Source organism: Methylovulum psychrotolerans (genome assembly GCF_002923755.1).
Taxonomy (GTDB): domain Bacteria; phylum Pseudomonadota; class Gammaproteobacteria; order Methylococcales; family Methylomonadaceae; genus Methylovulum; species Methylovulum psychrotolerans.
Map to the genome: position 1 here is coordinate 259,855 of NZ_PGFZ01000006.1, position 21,001 is coordinate 280,855.

18 protein-coding genes and 1 riboswitch are annotated in these 21,001 nt (G+C 52.4%); of the genes, 17 read left to right on the forward strand and 1 reads right to left on the reverse strand.

Annotated features, from left to right (window positions below; translation table 11 throughout):
• Nucleotides 1–34 precede the first annotated feature (34 nt).
• Nucleotides 35–955 carry a response regulator gene (locus tag AADEFJLK_RS14500; RefSeq protein ID WP_088619472.1) on the reverse strand — a complete coding sequence of 307 codons (921 nt, stop codon included), beginning with the start codon at nucleotides 953–955 and terminating at the stop codon, nucleotides 35–37.
• An 877-nt stretch (nucleotides 956–1,832) separates the two neighbouring features.
• Here AADEFJLK_RS14500 and msuE point away from each other — a divergent pair.
• The 17 genes from msuE (at nucleotide 1,833) to AADEFJLK_RS14590 (ending at nucleotide 20,912) form a co-directional block, all read left to right on the forward strand.
• Nucleotides 1,833–2,378, forward strand: a complete 546-nt coding sequence (gene msuE, locus AADEFJLK_RS14505; protein WP_088619474.1) for an FMN reductase — start codon at nucleotides 1,833–1,835, stop codon at nucleotides 2,376–2,378.
• A 58-nt stretch (nucleotides 2,379–2,436) separates the two neighbouring features.
• Nucleotides 2,437–3,525 (forward strand): dimethylsulfone monooxygenase SfnG, encoded by a 1,089-nt coding sequence (sfnG, locus tag AADEFJLK_RS14510; protein ID WP_103974754.1) that lies wholly within the window; start codon nucleotides 2,437–2,439, stop codon nucleotides 3,523–3,525.
• A gap of 46 nt (nucleotides 3,526–3,571) precedes the next feature.
• Complete coding sequence (locus tag AADEFJLK_RS14515) at nucleotides 3,572–4,735, forward strand: AMP-binding protein (RefSeq protein ID WP_103974755.1); 1,164 nt, start codon at nucleotides 3,572–3,574, stop codon at nucleotides 4,733–4,735.
• Nucleotides 4,732–5,508, forward strand: a complete 777-nt coding sequence (locus tag AADEFJLK_RS14520) for an ABC transporter ATP-binding protein (RefSeq protein WP_103974756.1) — start codon at nucleotides 4,732–4,734, stop codon at nucleotides 5,506–5,508. The genes AADEFJLK_RS14515 and AADEFJLK_RS14520 overlap by 4 nt, the downstream gene beginning before the upstream one ends.
• 18 nt (nucleotides 5,509–5,526) lie before the next feature.
• Entirely contained in the window at nucleotides 5,527–6,408 is an 882-nt protein-coding gene (locus AADEFJLK_RS14525; RefSeq protein WP_103974757.1) for a branched-chain amino acid ABC transporter permease, read from the forward strand.
• An 11-nt stretch (nucleotides 6,409–6,419) separates the two neighbouring features.
• Nucleotides 6,420–7,487: a branched-chain amino acid ABC transporter permease gene (locus AADEFJLK_RS14530; protein ID WP_088619479.1), complete on the forward strand. Its 1,068-nt coding sequence runs from the start codon at nucleotides 6,420–6,422 to the stop codon at nucleotides 7,485–7,487.
• 252 nt (nucleotides 7,488–7,739) lie between these two features.
• Complete coding sequence (locus tag AADEFJLK_RS14535) at nucleotides 7,740–9,077, forward strand: ABC transporter substrate-binding protein (protein ID WP_088619480.1); 1,338 nt, start codon at nucleotides 7,740–7,742, stop codon at nucleotides 9,075–9,077.
• A 63-nt stretch (nucleotides 9,078–9,140) separates the two neighbouring features.
• Complete coding sequence (locus AADEFJLK_RS14540) at nucleotides 9,141–9,884, forward strand: ABC transporter ATP-binding protein (RefSeq protein ID WP_103974758.1); 744 nt, start codon at nucleotides 9,141–9,143, stop codon at nucleotides 9,882–9,884.
• A gap of 583 nt (nucleotides 9,885–10,467) precedes the next feature.
• Nucleotides 10,468–10,947, forward strand: a complete 480-nt coding sequence (locus AADEFJLK_RS14550; protein ID WP_088619482.1) for a BON domain-containing protein — start codon at nucleotides 10,468–10,470, stop codon at nucleotides 10,945–10,947.
• Nucleotides 10,948–10,949: 2 nt separating this feature from the next.
• Nucleotides 10,950–11,864 (forward strand): DUF1207 domain-containing protein, encoded by a 915-nt coding sequence (locus tag AADEFJLK_RS14555; RefSeq protein WP_088619483.1) that lies wholly within the window; start codon nucleotides 10,950–10,952, stop codon nucleotides 11,862–11,864.
• Between the two features lie 81 nt (nucleotides 11,865–11,945).
• Nucleotides 11,946–12,845: a transglutaminase family protein gene (locus tag AADEFJLK_RS14560; protein WP_232463624.1), complete on the forward strand. Its 900-nt coding sequence runs from the start codon at nucleotides 11,946–11,948 to the stop codon at nucleotides 12,843–12,845.
• 60 nt (nucleotides 12,846–12,905) lie between these two features.
• Complete coding sequence (locus AADEFJLK_RS14565) at nucleotides 12,906–13,265, forward strand: DUF4870 family protein (RefSeq protein ID WP_088619484.1); 360 nt, start codon at nucleotides 12,906–12,908, stop codon at nucleotides 13,263–13,265.
• Nucleotides 13,266–13,390: 125 nt separating this feature from the next.
• A riboswitch (cobalamin riboswitch) is annotated at nucleotides 13,391–13,611 on the forward strand.
• Nucleotides 13,612–13,766: 155 nt separating this feature from the next.
• Nucleotides 13,767–13,964 carry a CbtB domain-containing protein gene (locus AADEFJLK_RS14570; RefSeq protein WP_088619485.1) on the forward strand — a complete coding sequence of 66 codons (198 nt, stop codon included), beginning with the start codon at nucleotides 13,767–13,769 and terminating at the stop codon, nucleotides 13,962–13,964.
• Nucleotides 13,965–13,966: 2 nt separating this feature from the next.
• Complete coding sequence (locus tag AADEFJLK_RS14575) at nucleotides 13,967–14,683, forward strand: CbtA family protein (protein ID WP_103974760.1); 717 nt, start codon at nucleotides 13,967–13,969, stop codon at nucleotides 14,681–14,683.
• On the forward strand, nucleotides 14,683–14,994 hold the full coding sequence (locus tag AADEFJLK_RS14580; RefSeq protein WP_103974761.1) for a (2Fe-2S) ferredoxin domain-containing protein: 312 nt from the start codon (nucleotides 14,683–14,685) through the stop codon (nucleotides 14,992–14,994). The genes AADEFJLK_RS14575 and AADEFJLK_RS14580 overlap by 1 nt, the downstream gene beginning before the upstream one ends.
• Nucleotides 14,987–19,021, forward strand: a complete 4,035-nt coding sequence (locus AADEFJLK_RS14585; protein ID WP_103974762.1) for a cobaltochelatase subunit CobN — start codon at nucleotides 14,987–14,989, stop codon at nucleotides 19,019–19,021. Before AADEFJLK_RS14580 ends, AADEFJLK_RS14585 begins: the two co-directional genes overlap by 8 nt.
• A gap of 4 nt (nucleotides 19,022–19,025) precedes the next feature.
• A complete protein-coding gene (locus AADEFJLK_RS14590) occupies nucleotides 19,026–20,912 on the forward strand; it encodes a magnesium chelatase subunit D family protein (RefSeq protein ID WP_249028056.1) in 1,887 nt (628 codons plus the stop codon).
• Nucleotides 20,913–21,001: the final 89 nt, after the last annotated feature.

Here is a 21,001-nt window from a genome sequence, read left to right on the forward strand (position 1 = left end):
TGTTGTCGGCTTTGCCAAGTCCAATTAACCGCTTTTAAGGGACATGGGGTTGGCTAGCTGCGGCATAGTGCAGTAATTTGGCAAACAGAGTATTGGTGTTAATAGGTTTGCTTAAAAAATCGTCCATACCTGCGGCTTTGCAAGCCTGTGCGTCTTCATCAAGGGCGTTGCCGGTTAGGGCAATAATGTAAGGCTGGTGGATATGGCCCATGGCGCGGATATGGCGGGTTGCCGTCAGGCCGTCCATATTAGGCATCTGCATATCCATTAAGATAATATCGTAAGTATTTTGCCCGACTTGTACCAACGCTTGTAAGCCATCATTTGCCGTATCTGGTTTAATGCCTATTTTTGCGATGAGTTTGCCGGCAATGGTGCGGTTTAGTAAGTCGTCCTCAACCAATAAGAGCCGCAAATGCGCCAAAGCCGCCGTGTTGTCGGTATGGGTAGGGAGCGGGGCGGTCTGTTGCGGTGGGCTTTGCCAAGACAGAAAGGTAAAGTGGAACGTCGCCCCTTGTCCGGGCTCGCTGTCTACCCAAATTCGTCCGCCCATCATCCGGGTCAGATGGGCGCAACTTGCCAAATTTAAGTCTATGCCGCCAAACGGGTGGGGCGTTGCCATGTCCGCTTGGCTAAAGGCGGTAAACAACGTGTCTTGGGCAGGTTTGCTAATGCCGATCCCGGTATCTTTAATGCTTGCTTGGATTAAGCCGGGCGTTGCGGTGGCTTGTAAGCGGATGCTGATATGGCCGTTTTGGGTGTATTTGATGGCGTTAGACAGCAGGCCGGCGATTATTTGCCGTAAGCGCTTAGGATCGCCCACTAAGTTTTCCGGCACAGCCGCATCAATATCGGCCAGCACCGCTAGGTTTTTACCACGCGCTGGCGGGCGGAAAATGTCTAACAATTCCGCCAGCAATTGCCGGGGGTTAAAGGGGATGCGCTCAAGTTCCAAGTTACCTGCTTCGATTTTGGCAAAATCGGGAATGTCGTTAAGGCCATCAACAAAGTTTGCTTAGCGCTTTGCTGACCTGTCAGTGGTGTATTCACGCGCTTTTTAGGCGATAAAGCCCTGCATTGATTAGTACGGATCGCGTGAGGTGTCGGACAAAACCTATTATAGGCTTCTTAGGAGGCGATGTCTTATGAACTGCCGACCATTCCCAAGTAACCGAATAGGCCATCCACAATTACCCTAAAGCTGATCGCCCAGATTCTACCACTTTTTTGAGACGCTTCGTTACGGTAAAAACGGCGGTTTTTTTAGGTTATCATTTTTCCCGGCAAATCCTTAAGGCTTTGGCCTGTCCACATCTTAAATCTTGTGAAGGCTGCTATGGGAAGCCATTTCTTTTTTTTACGGTATTGGCGGCTAGGGTGGCAACATCCACGCCGCCGATTTTTTAAACCTCAGAAAATACCCGCGTCACATCAGTCCAAACAATAGACGTTAGCAAATTATCTCCCAAGATTGAATAATTTGCGACACCAGCAAAAAATCCTACTCTTCTCATACAAGCCCAGTCTTGTGCTTTTTCATCAACACCCACGCATTTCCCCCAAAGCTATTCGCTTAATCGGTCTAGGCTTTCGGTAAGCCCGGCCATAGGTCGGGGATAACAAATATATCATTTAAAAAAGCCAGTGCTGCTTTAGCAGCGATAGAGCAGCAACGCCGCCTGATATTCAACGCCTAAAGGTTTTCTAAAAACGCAATAATATATTGATTTTAATGGAAAAAATAACTGGCATAGTAAGTGCTTTTGTCAATATAAGCGTTGCTTTCGCTTTATCTGGCAATGACTTAAGCACATTTAAACTAGGAGTGAATAATGAGTGAGAAATTAAAAGTGACGGCCGTTTCCGGCGGTGCGGGTAAACCGTCCAGAACCTTGGCCGTTGTGGAAGAGATTATTGCCCGTCTTGGCCAACACATCGCCATAGACCTGCATCTGATTGAACTGGGGGCAATAAGCCCAAGCCTAGGGGCGGTTTCGGCACGCGCCCAATTGCCGGACAGCATCCAAAACGATATTGCTGCTATAGAAGCGGCAGATTTTCTGGTGGTGGCGACACCTGTTTACCGCGCCTCGTATACGGGCTTGTTTAAGCATTTGTTTGATCTTGTCCATCATGAGGCCTTGTTTGATGTGCCGGTATTGTTGGCGGCCACAGGCGGCAGTGACCGCCATGCCTTGATTATTGATCACCAACTCCGCCCCTTGTTCAGCTTTTTCCAAGCCTTAACGTTACCGGTTGGCGTTTATGGGACAGAGGCCGATTTCACCGATTATAAAGTCACCAGTAAAGCCTTGGATGAGCGCATTGACTTGGCGGTAGCCAGAGCCTTGCCGTTCTTGAAGCCCAGGCAACAATAACAGCACGTTGTTTAGGGCAACCTAAAATCTTTAAACCATTAATTAAGTGAGAAAAATTATGAGTTCCGAACCTATCAAATTTGCTTATTGGGTGCCTAATGTCAGCGGCGGCTTGGTGGTGAGCGACATTGAGCAGCGCACCAGTTGGGATATTGATTATAACCGCAAATTGGCGCAAATCGCCGAACAGAGCGGCTTTGAATATGCCCTTACCCAAATCCGTTTCATCGCCGGTTATGGCGCCGAATATCAACATGAATCGGTGTCATTTTCCCATGCCTTATTGGCGGCGACCAGCCACCTGAAAGTCATTGCCGCGATTCTTCCGGGGCCTTGGGATCCGGTTTTGGTGGCTAAGCAAATAGCCACTATCGATATTCTGACGGCTGGACGGGTGGCCGTGAACATTGTTTCGGGCTGGTTTAAGGGCGAATTTGTCTCCATAGGCCAACCGTGGCTGGAACATGACGAGCGTTACCGCCGTTCTGAAGAGTTTATTGATGTCCTTAAAGGCATTTGGACGACCGATAACTTTTCCTATAAAGGCGATTTTTACCGCATCAACAATTTTTCCTTAAAACCCAAGCCGCTGCAAGACCCGCATCCTGAGATATTTCAGGGCGGCAGCTCGCGGGCGGCGCGTGACATGGCCGCCATGGTGTCGGACTGGTATTTCACCAACGGCAACACCGTAGAAGGCATAAAAGCGCAAATTGATGATATTAAGGCGAAAGCCGCCGCCCATAAGCACCCGGTCAAAATCGGCATTAACGCCTTTATTATTGCGCGGGACACCGAAGAGGAAGCCAAAGCGGTACTGGCGGAAATTATCGACAAGGCCAACCCGGAAGCCGTCAATGCCTTCGGCCACGAAGCCAAACAGGCGGGCGCATCCAGCCCTGAACGCGAAGGCAACTGGGCCAAATCCACTTTTGAAGATTTAGTCCAGTATAACGATGGCTTTAAGACGAATTTGATCGGTACGCCGCTACAGATTGCCGAACGCATCGTTGCCCTTAAAGCGGTTGGTGTCGATTTGATTTTATCAGGATTTTTGCATTTTCAGGAAGAGGTGGCTTACTTCGGCGAGAAGGTGTTGCCGCTGGTACGCGAACTGGAAGAACAAAAAATCGCCTTGGCGGCCTAGGCGGCATTCTGATTTATCCCCGATCCTCAAACTAAGGAGCCCGATTATGACAGCGGATACCTTGCCTTTTTGGCTAAATTATCAAGCCAGCGAACAGCCTGTTAAGGTCGCGCTACGGCATAAACAACGGGGTATCTGGCAGGAAAAACGCTGGCTTGAGCTGCGCCATGACATCGCCTCGCTGGTGTCGGCACTCCAAGCCAAGGGCTTTGCGCGGGGTGACACCTTGTATCTGCTCTCTGACCCAAGGCCTGAAGCCCTGCTGCTTGCCATTGCCGCGCACTGGTTGGGCGGCAGTGCTACCCCGTTAGACCCTAATGCTGGCGAGGCCGATACCCTTAGCCTGTTAGCAAGGTTACAACCCGCTTTCATTTTTGCCGAAGGGCAATGCCAAGTCGACCTCGCCCTAAAATTGGCCCTTAAGCCGCCGTTGATCATTTATGCCGATGCACGGGGCTTGTCCGGTTATCAGCAAGGTGTTTTACAGCCTTATGCCCAATGGCTGGGCGCGGCTAATGCTGGCTCTATTAGCCCGCCCATCGCCCAAGCCCATGATGATGCGTTTGTGTTTTTTCGTCTGGACCCGCAGGGGCAAGTGGAGCGGCTAAACCTGACCCACCACCAGTTGTTAAACCAAGGCCGCGAGCTGGTTAAGCAGGAGCGTTTGACAAGTCAGGAAGAGGCCTTGGCCGCTAGGGCGTTTGCCGCCAGCGGACATCTGCGTTACTTGCTGGCGCCGTGGCTGCTGGCTGGGTTTACGCTGAATTTTCCCGAAAATATCAATACCCGCGATATAGACAGGCGTGAGCTAGGGCCGACCCTAGTGGCCGGCACTAGCCAAACTTATCAACGTTTGGAAGCGCTGATCTATGCGCGGTTGCCGTTGCCGGGTACAGTCCGGCGGGCTTTCTTGGATTGGTCGCTGACCGCACCGGCCCAGACCAAGCCTTGGTATAAATTGTTCGCTTATTGGTTAACGATAAGGCCGCTGCGGGATGTGATCGGCTTTAGCCGCACCCGCGTCCCCTTATTGGTCGGGGAGGTGTTGCCGGAACCGTCCGCCGCATTTTTTGCCGCCCTAGGTATCAGGGTCAGGAATTGGCCGGATGCTTGCGATTGGCAACCCTCCCCCAATAGCCCCAAGCCTAAACATGTCCTTCAGGATAGCTATCTTGATGACAGCCTCACCCAGTTGGGGGCGCAAGCATGACGGCCCGCAACCCACTGTTAACGCTTGAGCATATCTCGCTGTCGTTTAAAGGCGTTAAGGCGATTACCGACATGAGTTTTAGCGTCGCCGAAGGGGAAATCTGCGCCTTGATCGGCCCTAATGGGGCGGGTAAAAGTTCGCTGCTTAACGTGATTAACGGCGTTTATCAGCCTGATGACGGCATCATTACTTATGATGGGGAAATCCGCACCGCCATGAGGCCGCACCATGCCGCCGAGCGGGGCATTGCCCGCACCTTCCAAAACATTGCCTTATTTAAAGGCATGAGCGTACTGGATAACGTGCTGACCGGGCGCAACCTAAAAGTCCAAAGCAGTTGGCTGGAGCAAGCCTTTAATGTCGGCCGTGCGCCTAAGGAAGCGCTGGTGCAGCGGCAAAAAGCCGAGGAAATCATCGAATTTTTAAGGATTCAGCCGTGGCGGGGTAGTTTGGTGGGCGGCTTGCCTTATGGCCTGCAAAAACGGGTGGAATTGGCCAGGGCATTGGCGGCAGAGCCTAAGTTGCTGTTATTGGATGAACCGATGGCGGGGATGAACAGGGACGAAAAAGCGGAAATGAGCCGTTTTATTGTCGATACCCAACGGGAGTTTGGCACCACCATTGTCTTGATCGAACATGACATTGGTGTGGTGATGGCGCTGTCACAGCACTTGGTCGTTTTGGATTATGGCAAAAAAATTGGCGACGGCCCGCCTGAGGCGGTCCGTAACAACCCCGAAGTGATTGCCGCTTATCTGGGCACGAGACATTAATAATAGTGAGTGACGACGATGAGTTTTTTCTTTGAGGTATTGCTGGGCGGTTTGCTGGCCGGGGTCATGTATTCTTTGGTCGCCATTGGCTTTGTGCTGATTTACAAAGCCTCCGGGGTGTTTAATTTCGCCCAAGGCTCGATGGTGCTGTTCGCCGCCCTGACGTTTGTCAGCCTGTTGGAGCGCGGCATTAGTTTCTGGCTGGCCTTTGTCCTGACGCTGCTGGCGATGGTGGCGCTGGCTTGGACGATAGAGCGGTGGGTGCTGCGCAAATTGGTTAACCGCCCGCCCATCACCCTGTTCATGGCGACCCTGGGTTTGAGCTACATCATCGAAGGCTTGGCGCAATCGCTGTGGGGGGCGCAAGTGCATGGCCTGGACTTGGGCATCAATGATGAGCCTTTCGAGTTTCAGGGCATGTTGCTGTCGCAGTTCGATATTTTTGCGGCTTGCGTCGCCGGGGTCTTAGTGCTGGTGCTGTCGGTCTTTTTCAATAAGACCCGTACCGGCATCGCGCTTCGCGCCGTTGCCGACGATCAGTTGGCGGCGCTGGCAGTCGGCATCAAGCTGGAAAAGCTATGGCTAATCGTTTGGACGGTAGCCGGATTTGTCGGCTTGGTGGCTGGGCTGCTCTGGGGGGCGCGGTTGGGGGTGCAGTTTTCCTTATCGCTGGTGGTGCTGAAAGCCTTGCCGGTGTTGATTATCGGCGGCTTCACCTCCATCAGCGGTTCGATTGTCGGCGGGCTTATTATCGGCGCTTCTGAAAAGCTCGCGGAAGTTTTTTTGGGGGCTTATATCGGTGGCGGCATTGAAAACTGGTTCCCTTATATGCTGGCGATGCTGTTTTTGCTGGTCAGGCCTACGGGCATTTTTGGCGAACGCCAAATCGAACGGGTGTAAAGGAGGCAACCATGTTGTATAGGGAATCAGGCCAATTTAGCACCAGTTACCCAGCGGATCGGCGGATATTTCGCTTGTATCAGGAGCGGTGGGCGTTTTATTTGTTGTTGGCGGCGGCGTTTTTGTTAATCCCCTGGCTAGGCAATGACTATTGGTTCAGCGCCATTTTAATCCCTTTTCTGGTGTTGTCCTTAGCCGCCTTAGGACTGAATTTGTTGACGGGCTATGCCGGGCAGTTGTCTTTAGGCTCGGCGGCCTTTATGGCCGTCGGCGCATTCGCCGCCTATAACAGCCATTTGCGCATCGAAGGCTTGCCGTTTTTATTGAGCCTCCTTTTGGGCGGTGTGGTGGCCGGGTTGACCGGGGTGGTGTTTGGCTTACCCAGTTTGCGGATTAAAGGCTTCTACATTTTGGTATCAACCTTGGCTGCCCAATTCTTTGTGCTCTGGGTATTCACCACCTTTGCTTGGTTTTCCAATGACAGTTCGTCAGGGGTGATTACCGCCCCGCCCTTGGTGATACTGGGCCACGATTTCAGCTCACCGCAGGGACGGTATTTATTCACCCTGACGGTCGTCGTGGCACTGGGATTTTTGGCAAAAAGCATCGTCGGCAGTGAATTGGGCAGGAATTGGATGGCGGTGCGTGATATGGACAAGGCGGCGGAGGTGATCGGCATCGCCCTTCCCAAAGCCAAATTATTGGCCTTCGCCATCAGTTCCTTTTATCTGGGCATCGCCGGTTCTTTATGGGCTTTTTGCTATCTGGGCACGGTGGAGCCGCATGGTTTTGATTTGAGCCGGTCTTTCCAGATTCTCTTCATCATCATTATCGGTGGTATGGGCAGTATTTTGGGTAATTTCTTAGGAGCCGCCTTTATTGTCCTGTTACCTATCTTGCTCTCCCATATCGCCAGCGGTTTGTTGGCCGATACGATTGACGCGGGGCAACTGGAGAACTGCCAAAAAATCATCTTTGGGGGCTTAATCATCTTTTTTCTGATTAAAGAACCCGATGGCCTGGCAAAGATTTACCAAACCTGCAAACAACGTTTGCAGGTCTGGCCGCTACGTTTTTGACAGGTTTAGCCAACTATAGCTAACGCAGTATAAATTGATTGTAAAGCCGTTCGCCTGTCCCCAGACCCCCTTGTGGGGGAGCTTGTCGAAGGGCTATGGTGGTTCGACGACCAACGGAAGTCCTTGTGGGACAAGCTCACCACGAACGGCATCATTTTATTGTGCTTTAGCTATATCCCAAGGAAAGGGACAAATTTAACAATCAGCCGTTTTAATTTTTAACTGTCTTACTCAACTAAATGGTATCAACTTATGAAAAGCACTTTAACCAAATTTTCAAAACTGGCTATTGCGATAAGCATAGGCGCCGCACTCACCGTCAATGCCGCCCACGCCGAAGGGGAGCAATATTTTCCGTTGCAAAGCTATAGGATAGGGCCTTATGCCGCTGGAGGATCGGGGTTTTTTGGCGGGTTTATTGATTATCTCCAGTATGTCAACCTCAAAGATGGCGGCGTTAACGGTGTTAAGCTGACTTGGAGCGAATGCGAAACCGAATATGTAGTCGAAAAAGGCGTGGAATGCTATGAACGCCTCAAACAAGGCTTAAACGGTGCGCCCGCAGCGGCCACCAACCCGTTGTCAGTGGGCATCGCCTATGCGACGCTGGACCGCTCGACCGCCGATAAGCTGCCCTTGATTACCATTAACCACGGCAGGACAGATTCCACCGACGGCAGCGTGTTCCCTTATGTATTTCCGCTGCAATTAAACCCCTACAGCGAAGTGTCGGCAATCATCAATTATATCGGCACCCAATCCGGCGGTTTGGAGAAGCTGAAAGGCAAAAAAATCGTCACGCTGTATCATGGCTCGCCTTACGGTAAGGAAACCAACCCTATTTTAGAACTGTTGGCGAAAAAATACGGCTTTAAACTGACCTTGTTGGAAGTGCCGCATCCGGGTAACGAACAACAATCGCAATGGCTGAATATCCGCCGTCTTAAACCGGATTGGGTGATCTTGCGCGGTTGGGGCGTGATGAATCCGGTGGCGTTAAAAACCGCCCAAAAAACCGGCTTCCCTGCCGACCACATTATCGGCAACATCTGGAGCAACTCCGAAGATGATGCCGCCCCTGCGGGCAATGCCGCCAAAGGCTTTATCGCCATTACCACCCATCCGTCCGGCACCGATTTTCAGGTCTTGCAAGACATTAAAAAATACGTTGTCGATGCCCAAAAAGGCAATTTGGAAGACCCCAAACGCTTCGGCACGGTCTATTACAATCTAGGGGTCGTGAACGGCATATTAAATGTCGAAGCGGTGCGGGTGGCGCAAAATAAATACGGCAAACGTCCGTTAACCGGCGAAGAAGTCCGTTGGGGTTTTGAAAATATCAAATTGGATGATAAGCGTTTGGCGGAATTGGGGGCATTAGGTCTGGTCCAACCCCTGACCTTAAGCTGCGCCGACCATGAAGGGGGCGGAGCCGTGCGTTTCCAACAATGGGACGGCAGCCAATGGCATGTGATTTCGGATTGGGTGCAGGCAGACCGTGAGTTGCTGCGGCCTATTATTGAAAAATCATCCCATCAATATGCCAAAGAAAAAGGCATCACCCCGCGTGATTGCGCCAAAGAATCTTAAGCTTGCTTTACCGGGCGCAGGGCAAATCCTGCGCCCGCTGCCTAACACTCTAGGAGATTGCCCATGCCAGTCGGTGCGCTATTACATATCCAAAATATTGAAGTGATCTATGAAAAAGTGATTCTTGCAGTACAAGACATTTCGCTTTCGGTTGCCCCGCAGAGCATAGTGGCGTTGCTGGGTGCGAATGGGGCGGGGAAAAGCACTACACTAAAAGCCATTTCTGGCTTGGCCTCGGCCCAGCGCGGGGAGATTGTCGATGGCCGCATCGAATATCAGGGTAATGACATCACCACTACGCCGCCTGCAACCTTGGTCGAAAGGGGCTTGGTGCAAGTCTTGGAAGGCCGCCATTGCTTTGCCCACCTGTCCGTTGAAGAGAATTTGCTCACGGGCGGTTTTGTCCACAACCCCTCCCGGCACAAATTAAACCAACTCTTAGAAAGCATCTACCATTATTTTCCACGGCTTAAACTGCTACGGAAAAACTTGGCCGGGTACGCTTCCGGGGGCGAACAGCAAATGGTGGCAATAGGCCGTGCTTTGATGAGCGAACCTACATTGGTATTACTGGATGAGCCTTCCATGGGTTTGGCACCCCAGATTGTCGAAGAGATATTTACCATTATCAAAAATCTCCGGGACGAACAGGGCATGAGTTTTTTAGTCGCCGAACAAAATGCGGGGGCAGCACTAAGGTATGCCGACTATGCCTATATTTTGGAAAATGGCCGAATTAGTAGCGAAGGCGATGCCGAGCATATCAACCAATCAGAGGTACTGTTAGCGTCTTATCTTGCAGGTTAAGCACATAAAACGTCATAAAGAAACCCTAAATTTATCGCTTAAGGCGGAGATAAAGCGTTTTCGTTTGCTATTCTTTTAGTAGGTGCAACTCGATCATCAAGATATTAAGGGTATACGCTAGCTTCCACATCCACACCACATCCGCATCGCTTAAATCTGGTGAGCCTTTTGATCCGCTTTGGGCGGATGCAATAAGGCTTGATCTTTGGATTTTAAGACGGCCTCTGTAAATAAATGCCCGTAACCAGAGGGCAACAGTGGCGGCATCTACGTCCTGTACGTTGTTCCACAACCGCCATTGTGCCACTACTTCACCGTCTTCGGTAAGGGTACGGCTGGCTCTCCGCTTTGCTGTCGCAAGAATGCCGGGTTATGTGCTTTTCTGCATGTAAAAACCACCGCTTCCATTCGCCATACCTTCACTATGTACGATACCGTACAGACCCGGCCTGTCCTTATGGCTAAGATTTAGCTGAGTTTTTAAACTGCTAGGCGCGACCAAAAAAGCGGCATTTCCCCAAAAGGAGGCCGCATTTTGCCAATAACCCAACAGCTACTATCAAAATACCTAAGGAACACCCCCATGAACACGACAAATAGCTATTTATATAAGATAGCCGCCCATAATTTTCTGATACTTGCTTGTGCATCTTGTCTCGGCTTTGGTTTGGCGGGTTGCCAACCGGAAGGGTCTGCCGAAAAAACCGGCAAAAAAATTGATAAGGCGGTTGGTCAGGTTAAACAAAAAATTGGCGATACGACAGAAAAAGCGGGCGATGAATTAACCGAGGCCAAGCAGTCGGCTAAAAATAAGGCCGATATCGCCGAAGAATATATTGATGACGCAATGATTACCTTAAAAGTTAAGGCGGCACTGGGCAACGACGCTATCCTTAAAGCTTCCCATATTGAAGTGGTAACCGCCAATGGTGTCGTAACCTTAAGCGGCACAGTAGATTCTGAGCCCAGCCTAGGCAGGGCGATGGAAGTTGCCGGGAGCCAAGCCCATGTCAAATCGGTACAAACTCAACTGATAGTGGATGCCAATGCAGGGAGCAAATAATCATGATTAATTTGCGTTTATTGGCGATCACCGCCGCTATGCTACTGCCTACGGCTTTTGCCCAAGCAGACGAGACGGAAAATTTATATCAGCAGCCTGTTGATCCTGCCGCATCCAAAACGGAAAAAACCGTTTTATCGACCGGGTTGTTACCCGCCGGGCATTTATTCAAGCCTTTATTGGCCGATCCGCGCTGGGCGCATTTCTCGGCTTCTTACCGCAATTACCAAAACAATAGCTTTGATGGCTCAGACATTGCCTCGGTCAGCTTTGGGGAAACCATACCCTTTTACCGCAGCAACTTCGGGCAATCTAATGCCCAATGGGAAGCCGGTTTACAAGCCGGGGTTTTTAGTGATTTCAACATCGGCACACCGTCAAAGGATTTGGTCAATACCGATTTTATCGCCTCGATGTATACCAGTATCCGCTCAGGAAACTTTTCCGCATTTGGACGGCTTTTTCATCAGAGTTCGCATTTGGGCGACGAATTTTTGTTGCGCAAAACCAACGAAAAATTTCAGCGCGTCAACTTAAGTTACGAAGGCGTGGATATGAAGCTGTCTTATGAATTGCCGTTTGGCCTGCGTCTCTACGGCGGCGGCGGCGGTCTGTTTGATAGGGAGCCATCCAAGCTGAAGCCTTGGCTGGCGCAATATGGCGCTGAATTCCGTAGCCCTTGGCGGTTAAATTTCGCTTCCCTAAGGCCTATTGTGGCGGTGGACATTAAGAATTTTCAGGAAAATAACTGGAATAATGACCTTTCCGCCAGAGCCGGGTTTGAATTTGAAAACTTGAAGGTATTAGGGCGCAAGCTCCAAATCTTAGGCGAATATTATAACGGCTACTCACCTAGCGGCCAATTTTATAGAGAAAAAGTGGAATATTTCGGCATCGGGGCGCATTATCACTTCTAACCCAAATAATGGGCCATGTCCGTCCGCAAGGGCGGACAGACGGGGCTTTAAGCCCGCCCATTCCCTAAGATAGGATTGATCATGATGCACCGCTTGCAAATCAAACATATAACGACTTACCAATACGCACAGACCGTAACCCTGTTACCGCACAAATTGCTGTTGCGGCCCCGCGAAGGCCATGACATCCGTATCGAATCGGCGGAGCTGACAATTGCGCCCGCCCACCAATTGCAATGGCAGCGGGATGTCTATGACAATGCGGTGGCGTTGGCGACCTTTACCGAGCCGTGCAACCAACTTTTGATAGGCAGCCATATTGTCCTCCAGCATTTTGCCCACCAGCCGTTGGATTTTTTTATGGCCGATTATGCCGTGTATTTCCCCTTCCAGTACGATGCCTCCGAACGCATTGACCTGATGCCTTATCTGTCATTGCTTTATGAGCAAGACCGCCCGGTGTTGGGCGCATGGCTACGGCAATTTTGGTATTCCGGGCAAATCGTCGAGACGTATATGTTATTGGATTGGCTCAATAAAGCGATAGCCACCGGGTTCATCTATCAACAACGTGAAGAGCCGGGTGTGCAATCTCCGGCGGCCACCTTAAAAAGGGGCATCGGTTCCTGCCGGGATTTTGCCACCTTATTCATTGAGTCTTGCCATAATCTGGGGTTGGCGGCACGCTTTGTCAGCGGTTATTTATTTTCCCCAATATCCCCACAAGACCAAGGCGCAACCCATGCTTGGTCGGAAGTTTATTTGCCGGGGGCAGGTTGGAAAGGTTTTGATTCGACATCCGGCCAAGTGGTCGGCAACGACCACATTGCCGTCGCGGTAAGCCGCCACCCCGAATTGGTCCCGCCCATATCAGGGGCTTTTATCGCCCATCCCCCGCAATCCCCGCTGATGAGTGTTATGGTCGAAGTCAGCCGTGAACCCGATGCAGCAGACGACGAGGAGGAGGCAACATTTTCTTAAGCTAACAGCTTTTATGTATCTATAGAAATTTTTACATCAACCTGGAATAAGTGAGTATTTATGAGTGATTTAGTTGTTACAGAAAATGATATAAGCAATGAAAAATTAAAAAACCTGACCGTAACCGTCTATATCTGTCAGATCCTAACGTTTGCTTTAGCAGGCTTACCCTTGCTGATCGGCGTGGCGATTAATTTTTACAACCGCAATGAGGTACAAGGAACATGGCTGGAATCGCATTTTAATTGGCAAATTAAAACCGTTTGGATCACTTTGGCAGGTTTTGCTTTGGCAGGTTTGGTCTTAACCATCAATATGGAAATGGCCCTATTTATTTTAATCCCGACCTTAGTGCTGCTGGTCTACAGAATTGTTATCGGTTGGACGACGCTTGCGGCTAACCAGCCCATTAAAATATAGGCTAGACGTTACGCCACTTGCGCTTCACTGCCGAACGGCTTAAGAAACGCGGGCAGCGCCACAAGTCCGATAATGAAAACTAGCTTTGGCCTTGCCAGTTAGGTCTTGAGTGTCTATACTAACGGACAATAAAACTCATACTAGGTATTCTCAGGGCATTGTCCTGGGGATTTAAACGGGAAGCCCGGTGCGTTTGCGTTAAGCGCAAACTAATCCGGCACTGCCCCCGCAACGGTAAACAAGTATAAAATTTGCAGTAGGCCACTGTGGTTTCATGGGAAGGCGCAAATTTTGGGAATAATCCCAGCTTGTCAGTCCGGAGACCGGCCTCGTGTTGATGATCAAATTTGTACGCGGAGGGCGTTCAGATGGATTGCCGTTCGCTTTGTCCGACTCTCTGTCTGTTCTTTCTCCCGCGTTAACCTTTACCCGATGGGCGTGCCAGTATTGGCAGGTTTAAGGGGGTATTCACTGGGTTCGCCCTTAACAGGAGAAAGAAACATGTCTGTTGCACCTCTATTGACGGCTGCCGTCACCGCCCCTTCCCAAACCCGCCTGAGCAAAGATAAGTTGGCCTCCAGTGTGCTGACGGCCTTATTAGGCTTAGTGCTTGTTTATGCGGCAGGTTTTGCCGAAAGCGCAATCTTGCACAATGCCGCCCACGATGGCCGCCATTCCGCCAGCTTCCCTTGCCATTAACCATGCCGAACCTTGCTAACGCCCGGCAGATGCTGGTCGCCGCCTTATGGGCGGGGCTATGGGCGGGGCTGTTTCTGACCGCTATCCAACGCTTTCAAGTCTTGCCGCTGATACAGCAAGCCGAACTGTATGAGGTTCAGGCAACGGCAATCCCTAGCCATACCCCTGCCGAGCATGCAGTGCCCCATCAAGCTGAAGAAACGGCTTGGCAACCCCAAGAGGGTTGGGAGCGTACCGCCTATACGGCGGTGGCCAATATCAGTTTGGCGGTCGGTTTTGCCTTATTATTGGCGGCGGCGGGTAATCTGCGGGGCGGTTTGGGTGGTTGGCGCAAAGGCTTAGCGTGGGGCTTGGCGGGTTATGTGGCTTTTTTTGTCGCGCCATCTTTAGGCTTACCGCCGGAATTGCCCGGAACGCAAGCGGCTTTACTAAAAGACCGCCAATTCTGGTGGGTGTTGACCGTGGCCGATACGGCTCTGGGTTTATGGTTGTTGGCTTTTGCCAAAACCTCCACTAATAAGCTGTTCGGCTTAGTATTGCTGGTATCCTCGCATCTTCTGGGGGCTCCGCAACCGGAATTCCATGATAGCGCCGCACCCGCCGAATTAGCCCGACGTTTTATCATCGCCACAACCATTGCCAACGCCCTGTTTTGGCTGGTTTTAGGCGGTTTAATAGGCCGGTTTTTCGCGCCGCACACCGATAATAAGCCCGTATAATGCGCAGCTATCACAAACATGTCCTAATGTGTACCGGCCCGCGCTGTACCGAAGGCGGCTTGCAAGCCGAAAGCCTATTTCAAAAGTTGGGTAAGGCTATCGATAGCCGTCCTGGCCTTACTGTCAAGCGCACCCGTTCGCATTGTTTTGCCGTCTGTAAGGATGGCCCGATTATGGTGGTATACCCTGAAGGGGTATGGTATCGCTGCGCCGATGAAGCCGTGTTAGAGCGTATCGTCGAAGAGCATTTGCAAAATGGCCAAGAACTTAGCGGGCATGTCATCCATCGTTTAGGGGTCGGCGATGTCTAAACCGCTAATTGCCTTGTTAAGCCATGCGCCCAGTGATTTGGCGGTTTTGCACAGTGCCTTGCTGCAAATGCCGGATAGGGCGGTGCAGGCGATTGCCATCAATTTGCAAACGGTGGCGGACGACGCTGAAATGTCGGCCTTGCTGGCGGACATGTTGCAGCCTGTGCGCATTATTGTCTTACGGGTATTAGGACGGCTAGGCAACGTGCCAGGTTTTAGTGAATTGCGTAGGCACGCACAACGCCAAGGCCAACAGCTTTTAGTCATTAGCGGTACGGGCGAGCCTGACCCCGAACTGGCGGCGGCTTCAACGGTCGCGGTGGATGTCCTGCATCAAGTGCAAACCTATTTCCAGGCGGGTGGCAGCATCAATATGGCACAATTGCTGCGCTATCTGTCCGACCATTTCTTATTGACCGGATTGGGTTTTGAGCCTGCGCTTGCCCTGCCCGAACACGGCATTTACCATCCTGATCTAGGCCAAGCCGCCGAGATTGATGAGTGGCTGGCAATCCGCGACCCCGCGCGGCCCAGTATTGGCATTGTCTTTTACCGTGCGCATTGGTTAAGCGGCAATACCCGTTTTATTGATGCCTTAGTGACGGCTTTGGAACAACAAGGCCTGAATGTTTTGCCTGTGTTTACCGCCTCGTTACGCGCGGGCGGCGATAATGGCGGGCAGTTGCCGACCGCCTTGGCCTATTTTAGCGGCGCTCAAGGTGCCCATATCGATGTACTGATTAACACTACGGCGTTTGCGATGGGGGAAATCAGCGCGGGCGGCCCGACTCCGGCGGGGTGGTCGGTAGCGGTGTTGGAACGGCTGAATGTGCCTGTCTTGCAAGCCATCACCAGCGGGATGACCGAAACGCAATGGCGCGGTTCGGTGCGGGGCCTTAATCCTTTGGATGCGGCCATGAATGTGGTGTTACCTGAATTTGACGGCCGCATTATCACCGTCCCCCTGTCCTTTAAGGCCAAAACCGAAGGTTTGCCTCATGAAAGCGTCGAATATCGCCCTGTGGCCGATAGGGTCACGCGCATAGCCGGTTTGGCGGCACGGTTCGCACGGCTTAAACGCCTGCCCAATACCGACAAGCGGGTCGCCTTTATTTTTACCAATTCCAACAGTAAGGCTTCGCAAATCGGCAATGCTGTCGGTTTGGACGCACCTGCTTCTTTGCTGCATATTTTGGCGGCCCTACAAGAGGCGGGTTATCAGATCGGTGAGTTGCCGGACACCGGCACGGCTTTAATCCACGCCCTGATAGACCGTTGTGCTTACGATAACACTTATTTGACCAGCGAACAGTTGGCCAATGCCATAGGGCAGGTGTCGGCGGGGCAATATGCAGAGTGGTTTGCCGAACTGAGTGAGTCTATGCAGGCAAAAATGACCGCACAATGGGGCGAGCCGCCTGGTGCCGCTTATTTGCACAATGGCCAACTGGCTTTGGCGGGGCTGCCCTTCGGTAATGCCTTGGTGATGTTACAGCCGCCGCGTGGTTATGGCATGGACCCCGATGCCATTTATCACCAACCGGATTTGCCGCCTACCCACCACTATTATGCCTTATACCGTTGGCTGAAAGATGTCTGGCAAGCCGACGCGCTTGTCCATGTCGGTAAGCACGGCACCTTGGAATGGTTGCCCGGCAAAGGTGTAGGGCTGTCTGGCGACTGCTTCCCCGACGCGCTCTTGGCCGATTTGCCCTTGTTTTATCCTTTTATTATCAATGACCCCGGCGAAGGTTCGCAAGCCAAACGCAGGGGCCATGCAGTGGTGGTTGACCACCTGACCCCGCCGATGACCACGGCGGACACTTATGGTGCCTTGGCGCAATTGACGCAATTGGTGGACGAATATTATCAGGTCGAAATACTGGACCCGGCAAAATTGCCGCTGTTACAGCAACAAATCTGGGAGTTGGTCAAAGCGACTAATCTCGATGCCGATTTGCAGGCCCGTTTGCTCCATGAGCATCATGACCATGACCATGAACACCCACATGGGCATCACCACCCTCATACCCATCCGGCCAGCAAGCCTTTGTTATCGCCTAGTGTGGCAAAAGTGGGCGGGGGCTTAAGCCCCGTTATGCTAAAACCGCTTAGGATGGGGCAAGGTGTGTTCAAACAGCAAACCGTTGTTGCTGCCCATAACCATGCCCATGATCCCGAACAATTGCCTGCGGTACTGAAGAAAATGGCTGGCTCTGATGTCGCCCATTTAATTGAAGATTTGGACGGTTATTTGTGCGAATTGGGTGCGGCACAAATCCGCGATGGCTTACATATTCTGGGGCAAGCGCCGGAACAGGGGCAGCAGCTTGACATGCTAGTGGCGCTCACCCGCCTACCTAACCAGGACATACCCGGTTTGCAGGCGGAAATAGCCCGCCTATTTGGCTTTGATAGCGGGGAGTTGCAGGAACATCCAGGCCGCCGCCTTAAGGGGCGTTGCCCCGCACTGGAAGCCTTACAAGGCCGGGCGCTGATGACCCATGCGGACATAATGGACAGCATTGATGCTTTAAGCCAACAACTGTTTTGTAATTTGCAGGCTAAGGGCTTCCAGGAAACGGCGATAGGCGATATGGTGGCGGCTACGTTTGCCAACCCCAGCGCCGATCTTCAGGCCATCAGGCAAATAGCGGGTTTTGTTTGCCGCCAACTTGTCCCTAAGTTAAACCAAACTCGTGCTGAAATCGACCATTTATTAGCCGGTTTATCGGGCGGTTATATACCCGCCGGCCCTAGCGGCTCGCCAACGCGGGGCATGGCGCATATCTTACCGACCGGACGCAATTTTTATTCGGTTGACCCGCGTAGCGTGCCTTCGCAATCGGCGTGGCGGGTCGGCCAACAATTGGCCCATGAAGTGCTGGCCCGTTATCAGCGCGAAACAGGTGCTTATCCTGAAAGTGTCGCCATCAGCATTTGGGGGACCAGCGCCATGCGCACTCACGGTGATGATGTCGCGCAAATTCTGGCTCTGCTGGGGGTACGGCCTGTGTGGCGGCCAGAAAACCGCCAGATAACGGGCGTGGCGGTAATCCCACTTAACGAACTTAAGCGCCCGCGTATTGATGTCACTACTCGCATCAGCGGTTTTTTCCGTGATGCCTTCCCGCAATTGATTGATTTGCTCGATGATGCCGTCCATGCCGTGATCGCCCTAGATGAAGCGCCGGAAGACAATTTTGTCCGCAAACATTATCTGGCCGAATTGGCGGGCTTGGTCGGCAGTGGTTTAGCGGCTCCCGAAGCCGCACAACGTGCCGCTTACCGGATTTTTGGTGCGAAACCCGGCAGTTATGGGGCGGGCATTTTGCCGTTGATACAGGAAAAAAATTGGCAGACCGATGCCGATTTTGCCGAGAGTTATATCAATTGGGGCGGCTACGCCTACGCGCGTGGGCAACAAGGCCATGATGGGCGTGCCGCTTTCCGCACCCGTTTGGCGGGGGTGCAAGTCGCTTTACACAATCAGGATAACCGTGAGCATGATTTGTTTGACAGCGACGATTATCTGCAATTTCATGGCGGCATGATCGCCACTATCCGCGCCCTGACCGGCCAGCAACCGCGCCATTATTTCGGCGACAGCCACGACCCGTCCCGTGCCCAAGTCAGGGATTTAAAAGAAGAGACGTTGCGGGTATTCCGCTCCCGCGTGGTTAACCCGAAATGGTTGGCAAGCATCCAACGCCACGGCTACAAAGGCGGTTTGGAATTGACCGCGACCGTCGATTATTTGTTCGGTTACGATGCCACCGCGCACATTATGGATGATTGGATGTATGAACAAGTCGCCGCTACTTACGCCTTAGAACCGGGCTTGCGAGATTTTTTGGCGGCGGCTAACCCTTGGGCGCAAAACGCCATTGCCGAGCGTTTACTGGAAGCCGCCAGCCGTGGCATGTGGGCTAACCCTGAGCAAACGACGTTAGACGCACTGCAAGCGCTTTATTTGCACAGCGAAACCCTGTTGGAAGCGCGGGGCGAAACCCCACGCCTCGCTTGAGATCATGATGAATTTTCCTTTTACCGCCATTGTTGGGCAAACGCAGTTAAAAACGGCCTTATTAATGTGCGCGGTTGACCCTTCCCTAGGCGGGGTGTTGATACGCGGCGATAAAGGCTCCGCCAAAAGCACCGCCGCCCGGGCGCTGACCGACATTTTACCGCTGATAAGCCGGGTGCCTGGCTGTGCTTTTGTTTGTAGCCCTGATATACCCAGCGAACATTGCCCCGTTTGTAACGGCCTTGATGTGATGGCCGTCGCCAGTCCGGTACCCTTTATCACCTTGCCCTTAGGGGCAACCGAAGACCGGGTGGTCGGCACCTTGGACTTACAGCAAGCCCTAAAAGGCGCGGAGCGGGTGTTTCAGCCCGGCTTGTTGGCCGCCGCCCATCGCGGCATACTCTATATTGATGAAGTGAACCTATTGCCCGACCATTTAGTGGATGTGCTGCTGGATGTCGCGGCGATGGGGGTTAACTCGGTGCAACGGGAAGGCTTGTCCGTCACCCATCCGGCACGGTTTAGCCTGATTGGCACCATGAATTTGGAAGAAGGGGATTTACGTCCGCAATTGCTGGACCGTTTCGGCCTGATGGTCGAAGTGGCCGCCCCGCGCGACAAAACGGTACGCGCCGAAGTGGTACGCCGCCGGATTGCCTTCGAGGCCGATACCGCAGGCTATGCCAATAGCTGGCAAGATTCCCAACACAGCTTGCGCGGGCAGTTGGTGGCCGCCCAGCAACTGTTGCCGCAAGTGCTGATGGCCGATGCCTTATTAGCGTTAATCAGCCATATTTGTTGTGAATTTGAGGTAGCCAGCCTACGCGCCGATATTGTTATCTATAAAGCCGCCCGCACCTTAGCCGCTTTGGCCGGGCGCATTCAGGTCACGCCGGAGGACATCCGCACCGCCGCCGAACTGGCCTTACCGCATCGGCGGCGGCGCAAACCTTTCGAGCAACCGGGCTTGGATCAAGAACGTTTGGATGAATTGATGCAAGCGGCTTTGCCGCCGCAACACAGCACTGATGATGGCGAGCCAGACCCAAACACGCCGCCACCTGAAGCCGATGGCTTGGACGCGCCGCAGCAAGTTTTTGCCGCTGACCCGGCTACGGCAATGGCCACTATTAAAGTGGACAGCCCTGCCCGGCACTCGGCTTCCGGCAAACGCAACACCGCCTTACATGCCACGCGAGGACAAGTGGTGCGCTCCGTACCGGATAGCCAGCCTAGCAGTTTGGCACTGGCCGCCACGTTGCGCAGCGCCGTGTTGCGTGACGGCAGTGACTTTCATATTCAAGCCGATGATTTACATCAACAAATCCGCACAGGCAAAACCGCCAATTTGATCTTGTTTGTGGTTGACGCGTCCGGTTCTATGGCGGCACAACGGCGCATGGCGGCGGTGAAAGGCGCGGTGTTGGCCTTGCTAACCGATGCTTACCAGCACCGCGACCAAGTGGCGGTGATCGCTTTCCGTGGTGAGGCCGCTTATTGGCTGTTACCGCCTACGCGCAGTGTCGAACTGGCCGAACAGCAGTTGCAGGATTTGCCTACTGGTGGCAGGACACCTTTGGCACACGCCCTGCATTTGGCATTGGAAGCAGTCGGAAGCCGCCAAGGCCTGCCGCCATTATTGGTGCTGTTAAGCGACGGCAAAGCCAATGTGGCCCTGCAAGAAGGCGGCGACCCTTGGCAAGAAAGCCTGGCCTTAGCGCATTTGTGTGCGGATAGCGGCTTACCCGCCTTAGTGCTGGACACAGAAACGGGTTATCTGCGCTTAGGGAAAGCCCGGCAATTGGCGCAAGCGTTACGCGCAGACTGTTTGACCTTGGAAGAATTATCGGCAGAAAATCTGGTGTTGACGATACGCGGACAGCTGCACTAAAAAGCTACCGCTTAAACCATATAAATATACTGTGAACGGCCAAGTTTTCGGCTTTTACCATTCATCGTAGGGTACGCTGTGCGTACTTT

Bases quoted from the DNA above. Each gene is read 5' to 3' on its own strand.
- AADEFJLK_RS14580 (WP_103974761.1), top strand. From the start codon at position 14,683: ATGCGCAGCTATCACAAACATGTCCTAATGTGTACCGGCCCGCGCTGT.
- AADEFJLK_RS14525 (WP_103974757.1), top strand. From the start codon at position 5,527: ATGAGTTTTTTCTTTGAGGTATTGCTGGGCGGTTTGCTGGCCGGGGTC.
- AADEFJLK_RS14520 (WP_103974756.1), top strand. From the start codon at position 4,732: ATGACGGCCCGCAACCCACTGTTAACGCTTGAGCATATCTCGCTGTCG.
- AADEFJLK_RS14565 (WP_088619484.1), top strand. From the start codon at position 12,906: ATGAGTGATTTAGTTGTTACAGAAAATGATATAAGCAATGAAAAATTA.
- AADEFJLK_RS14550 (WP_088619482.1), top strand. From the start codon at position 10,468: ATGAACACGACAAATAGCTATTTATATAAGATAGCCGCCCATAATTTT.
- AADEFJLK_RS14530 (WP_088619479.1), top strand. From the start codon at position 6,420: ATGTTGTATAGGGAATCAGGCCAATTTAGCACCAGTTACCCAGCGGAT.
- AADEFJLK_RS14575 (WP_103974760.1), top strand. From the start codon at position 13,967: ATGCCGAACCTTGCTAACGCCCGGCAGATGCTGGTCGCCGCCTTATGG.
- sfnG (WP_103974754.1), top strand. From the start codon at position 2,437: ATGAGTTCCGAACCTATCAAATTTGCTTATTGGGTGCCTAATGTCAGC.
- AADEFJLK_RS14590 (WP_249028056.1), top strand. From the start codon at position 19,026: ATGATGAATTTTCCTTTTACCGCCATTGTTGGGCAAACGCAGTTAAAA.
- AADEFJLK_RS14570 (WP_088619485.1), top strand. From the start codon at position 13,767: ATGTCTGTTGCACCTCTATTGACGGCTGCCGTCACCGCCCCTTCCCAA.
- AADEFJLK_RS14535 (WP_088619480.1), top strand. From the start codon at position 7,740: ATGAAAAGCACTTTAACCAAATTTTCAAAACTGGCTATTGCGATAAGC.
- AADEFJLK_RS14560 (WP_232463624.1), top strand. From the start codon at position 11,946: ATGATGCACCGCTTGCAAATCAAACATATAACGACTTACCAATACGCA.
- AADEFJLK_RS14585 (WP_103974762.1), top strand. From the start codon at position 14,987: ATGTCTAAACCGCTAATTGCCTTGTTAAGCCATGCGCCCAGTGATTTG.
- AADEFJLK_RS14540 (WP_103974758.1), top strand. From the start codon at position 9,141: ATGCCAGTCGGTGCGCTATTACATATCCAAAATATTGAAGTGATCTAT.
- AADEFJLK_RS14555 (WP_088619483.1), top strand. From the start codon at position 10,950: ATGATTAATTTGCGTTTATTGGCGATCACCGCCGCTATGCTACTGCCT.
- msuE (WP_088619474.1), top strand. From the start codon at position 1,833: ATGAGTGAGAAATTAAAAGTGACGGCCGTTTCCGGCGGTGCGGGTAAA.
- AADEFJLK_RS14515 (WP_103974755.1), top strand. From the start codon at position 3,572: ATGACAGCGGATACCTTGCCTTTTTGGCTAAATTATCAAGCCAGCGAA.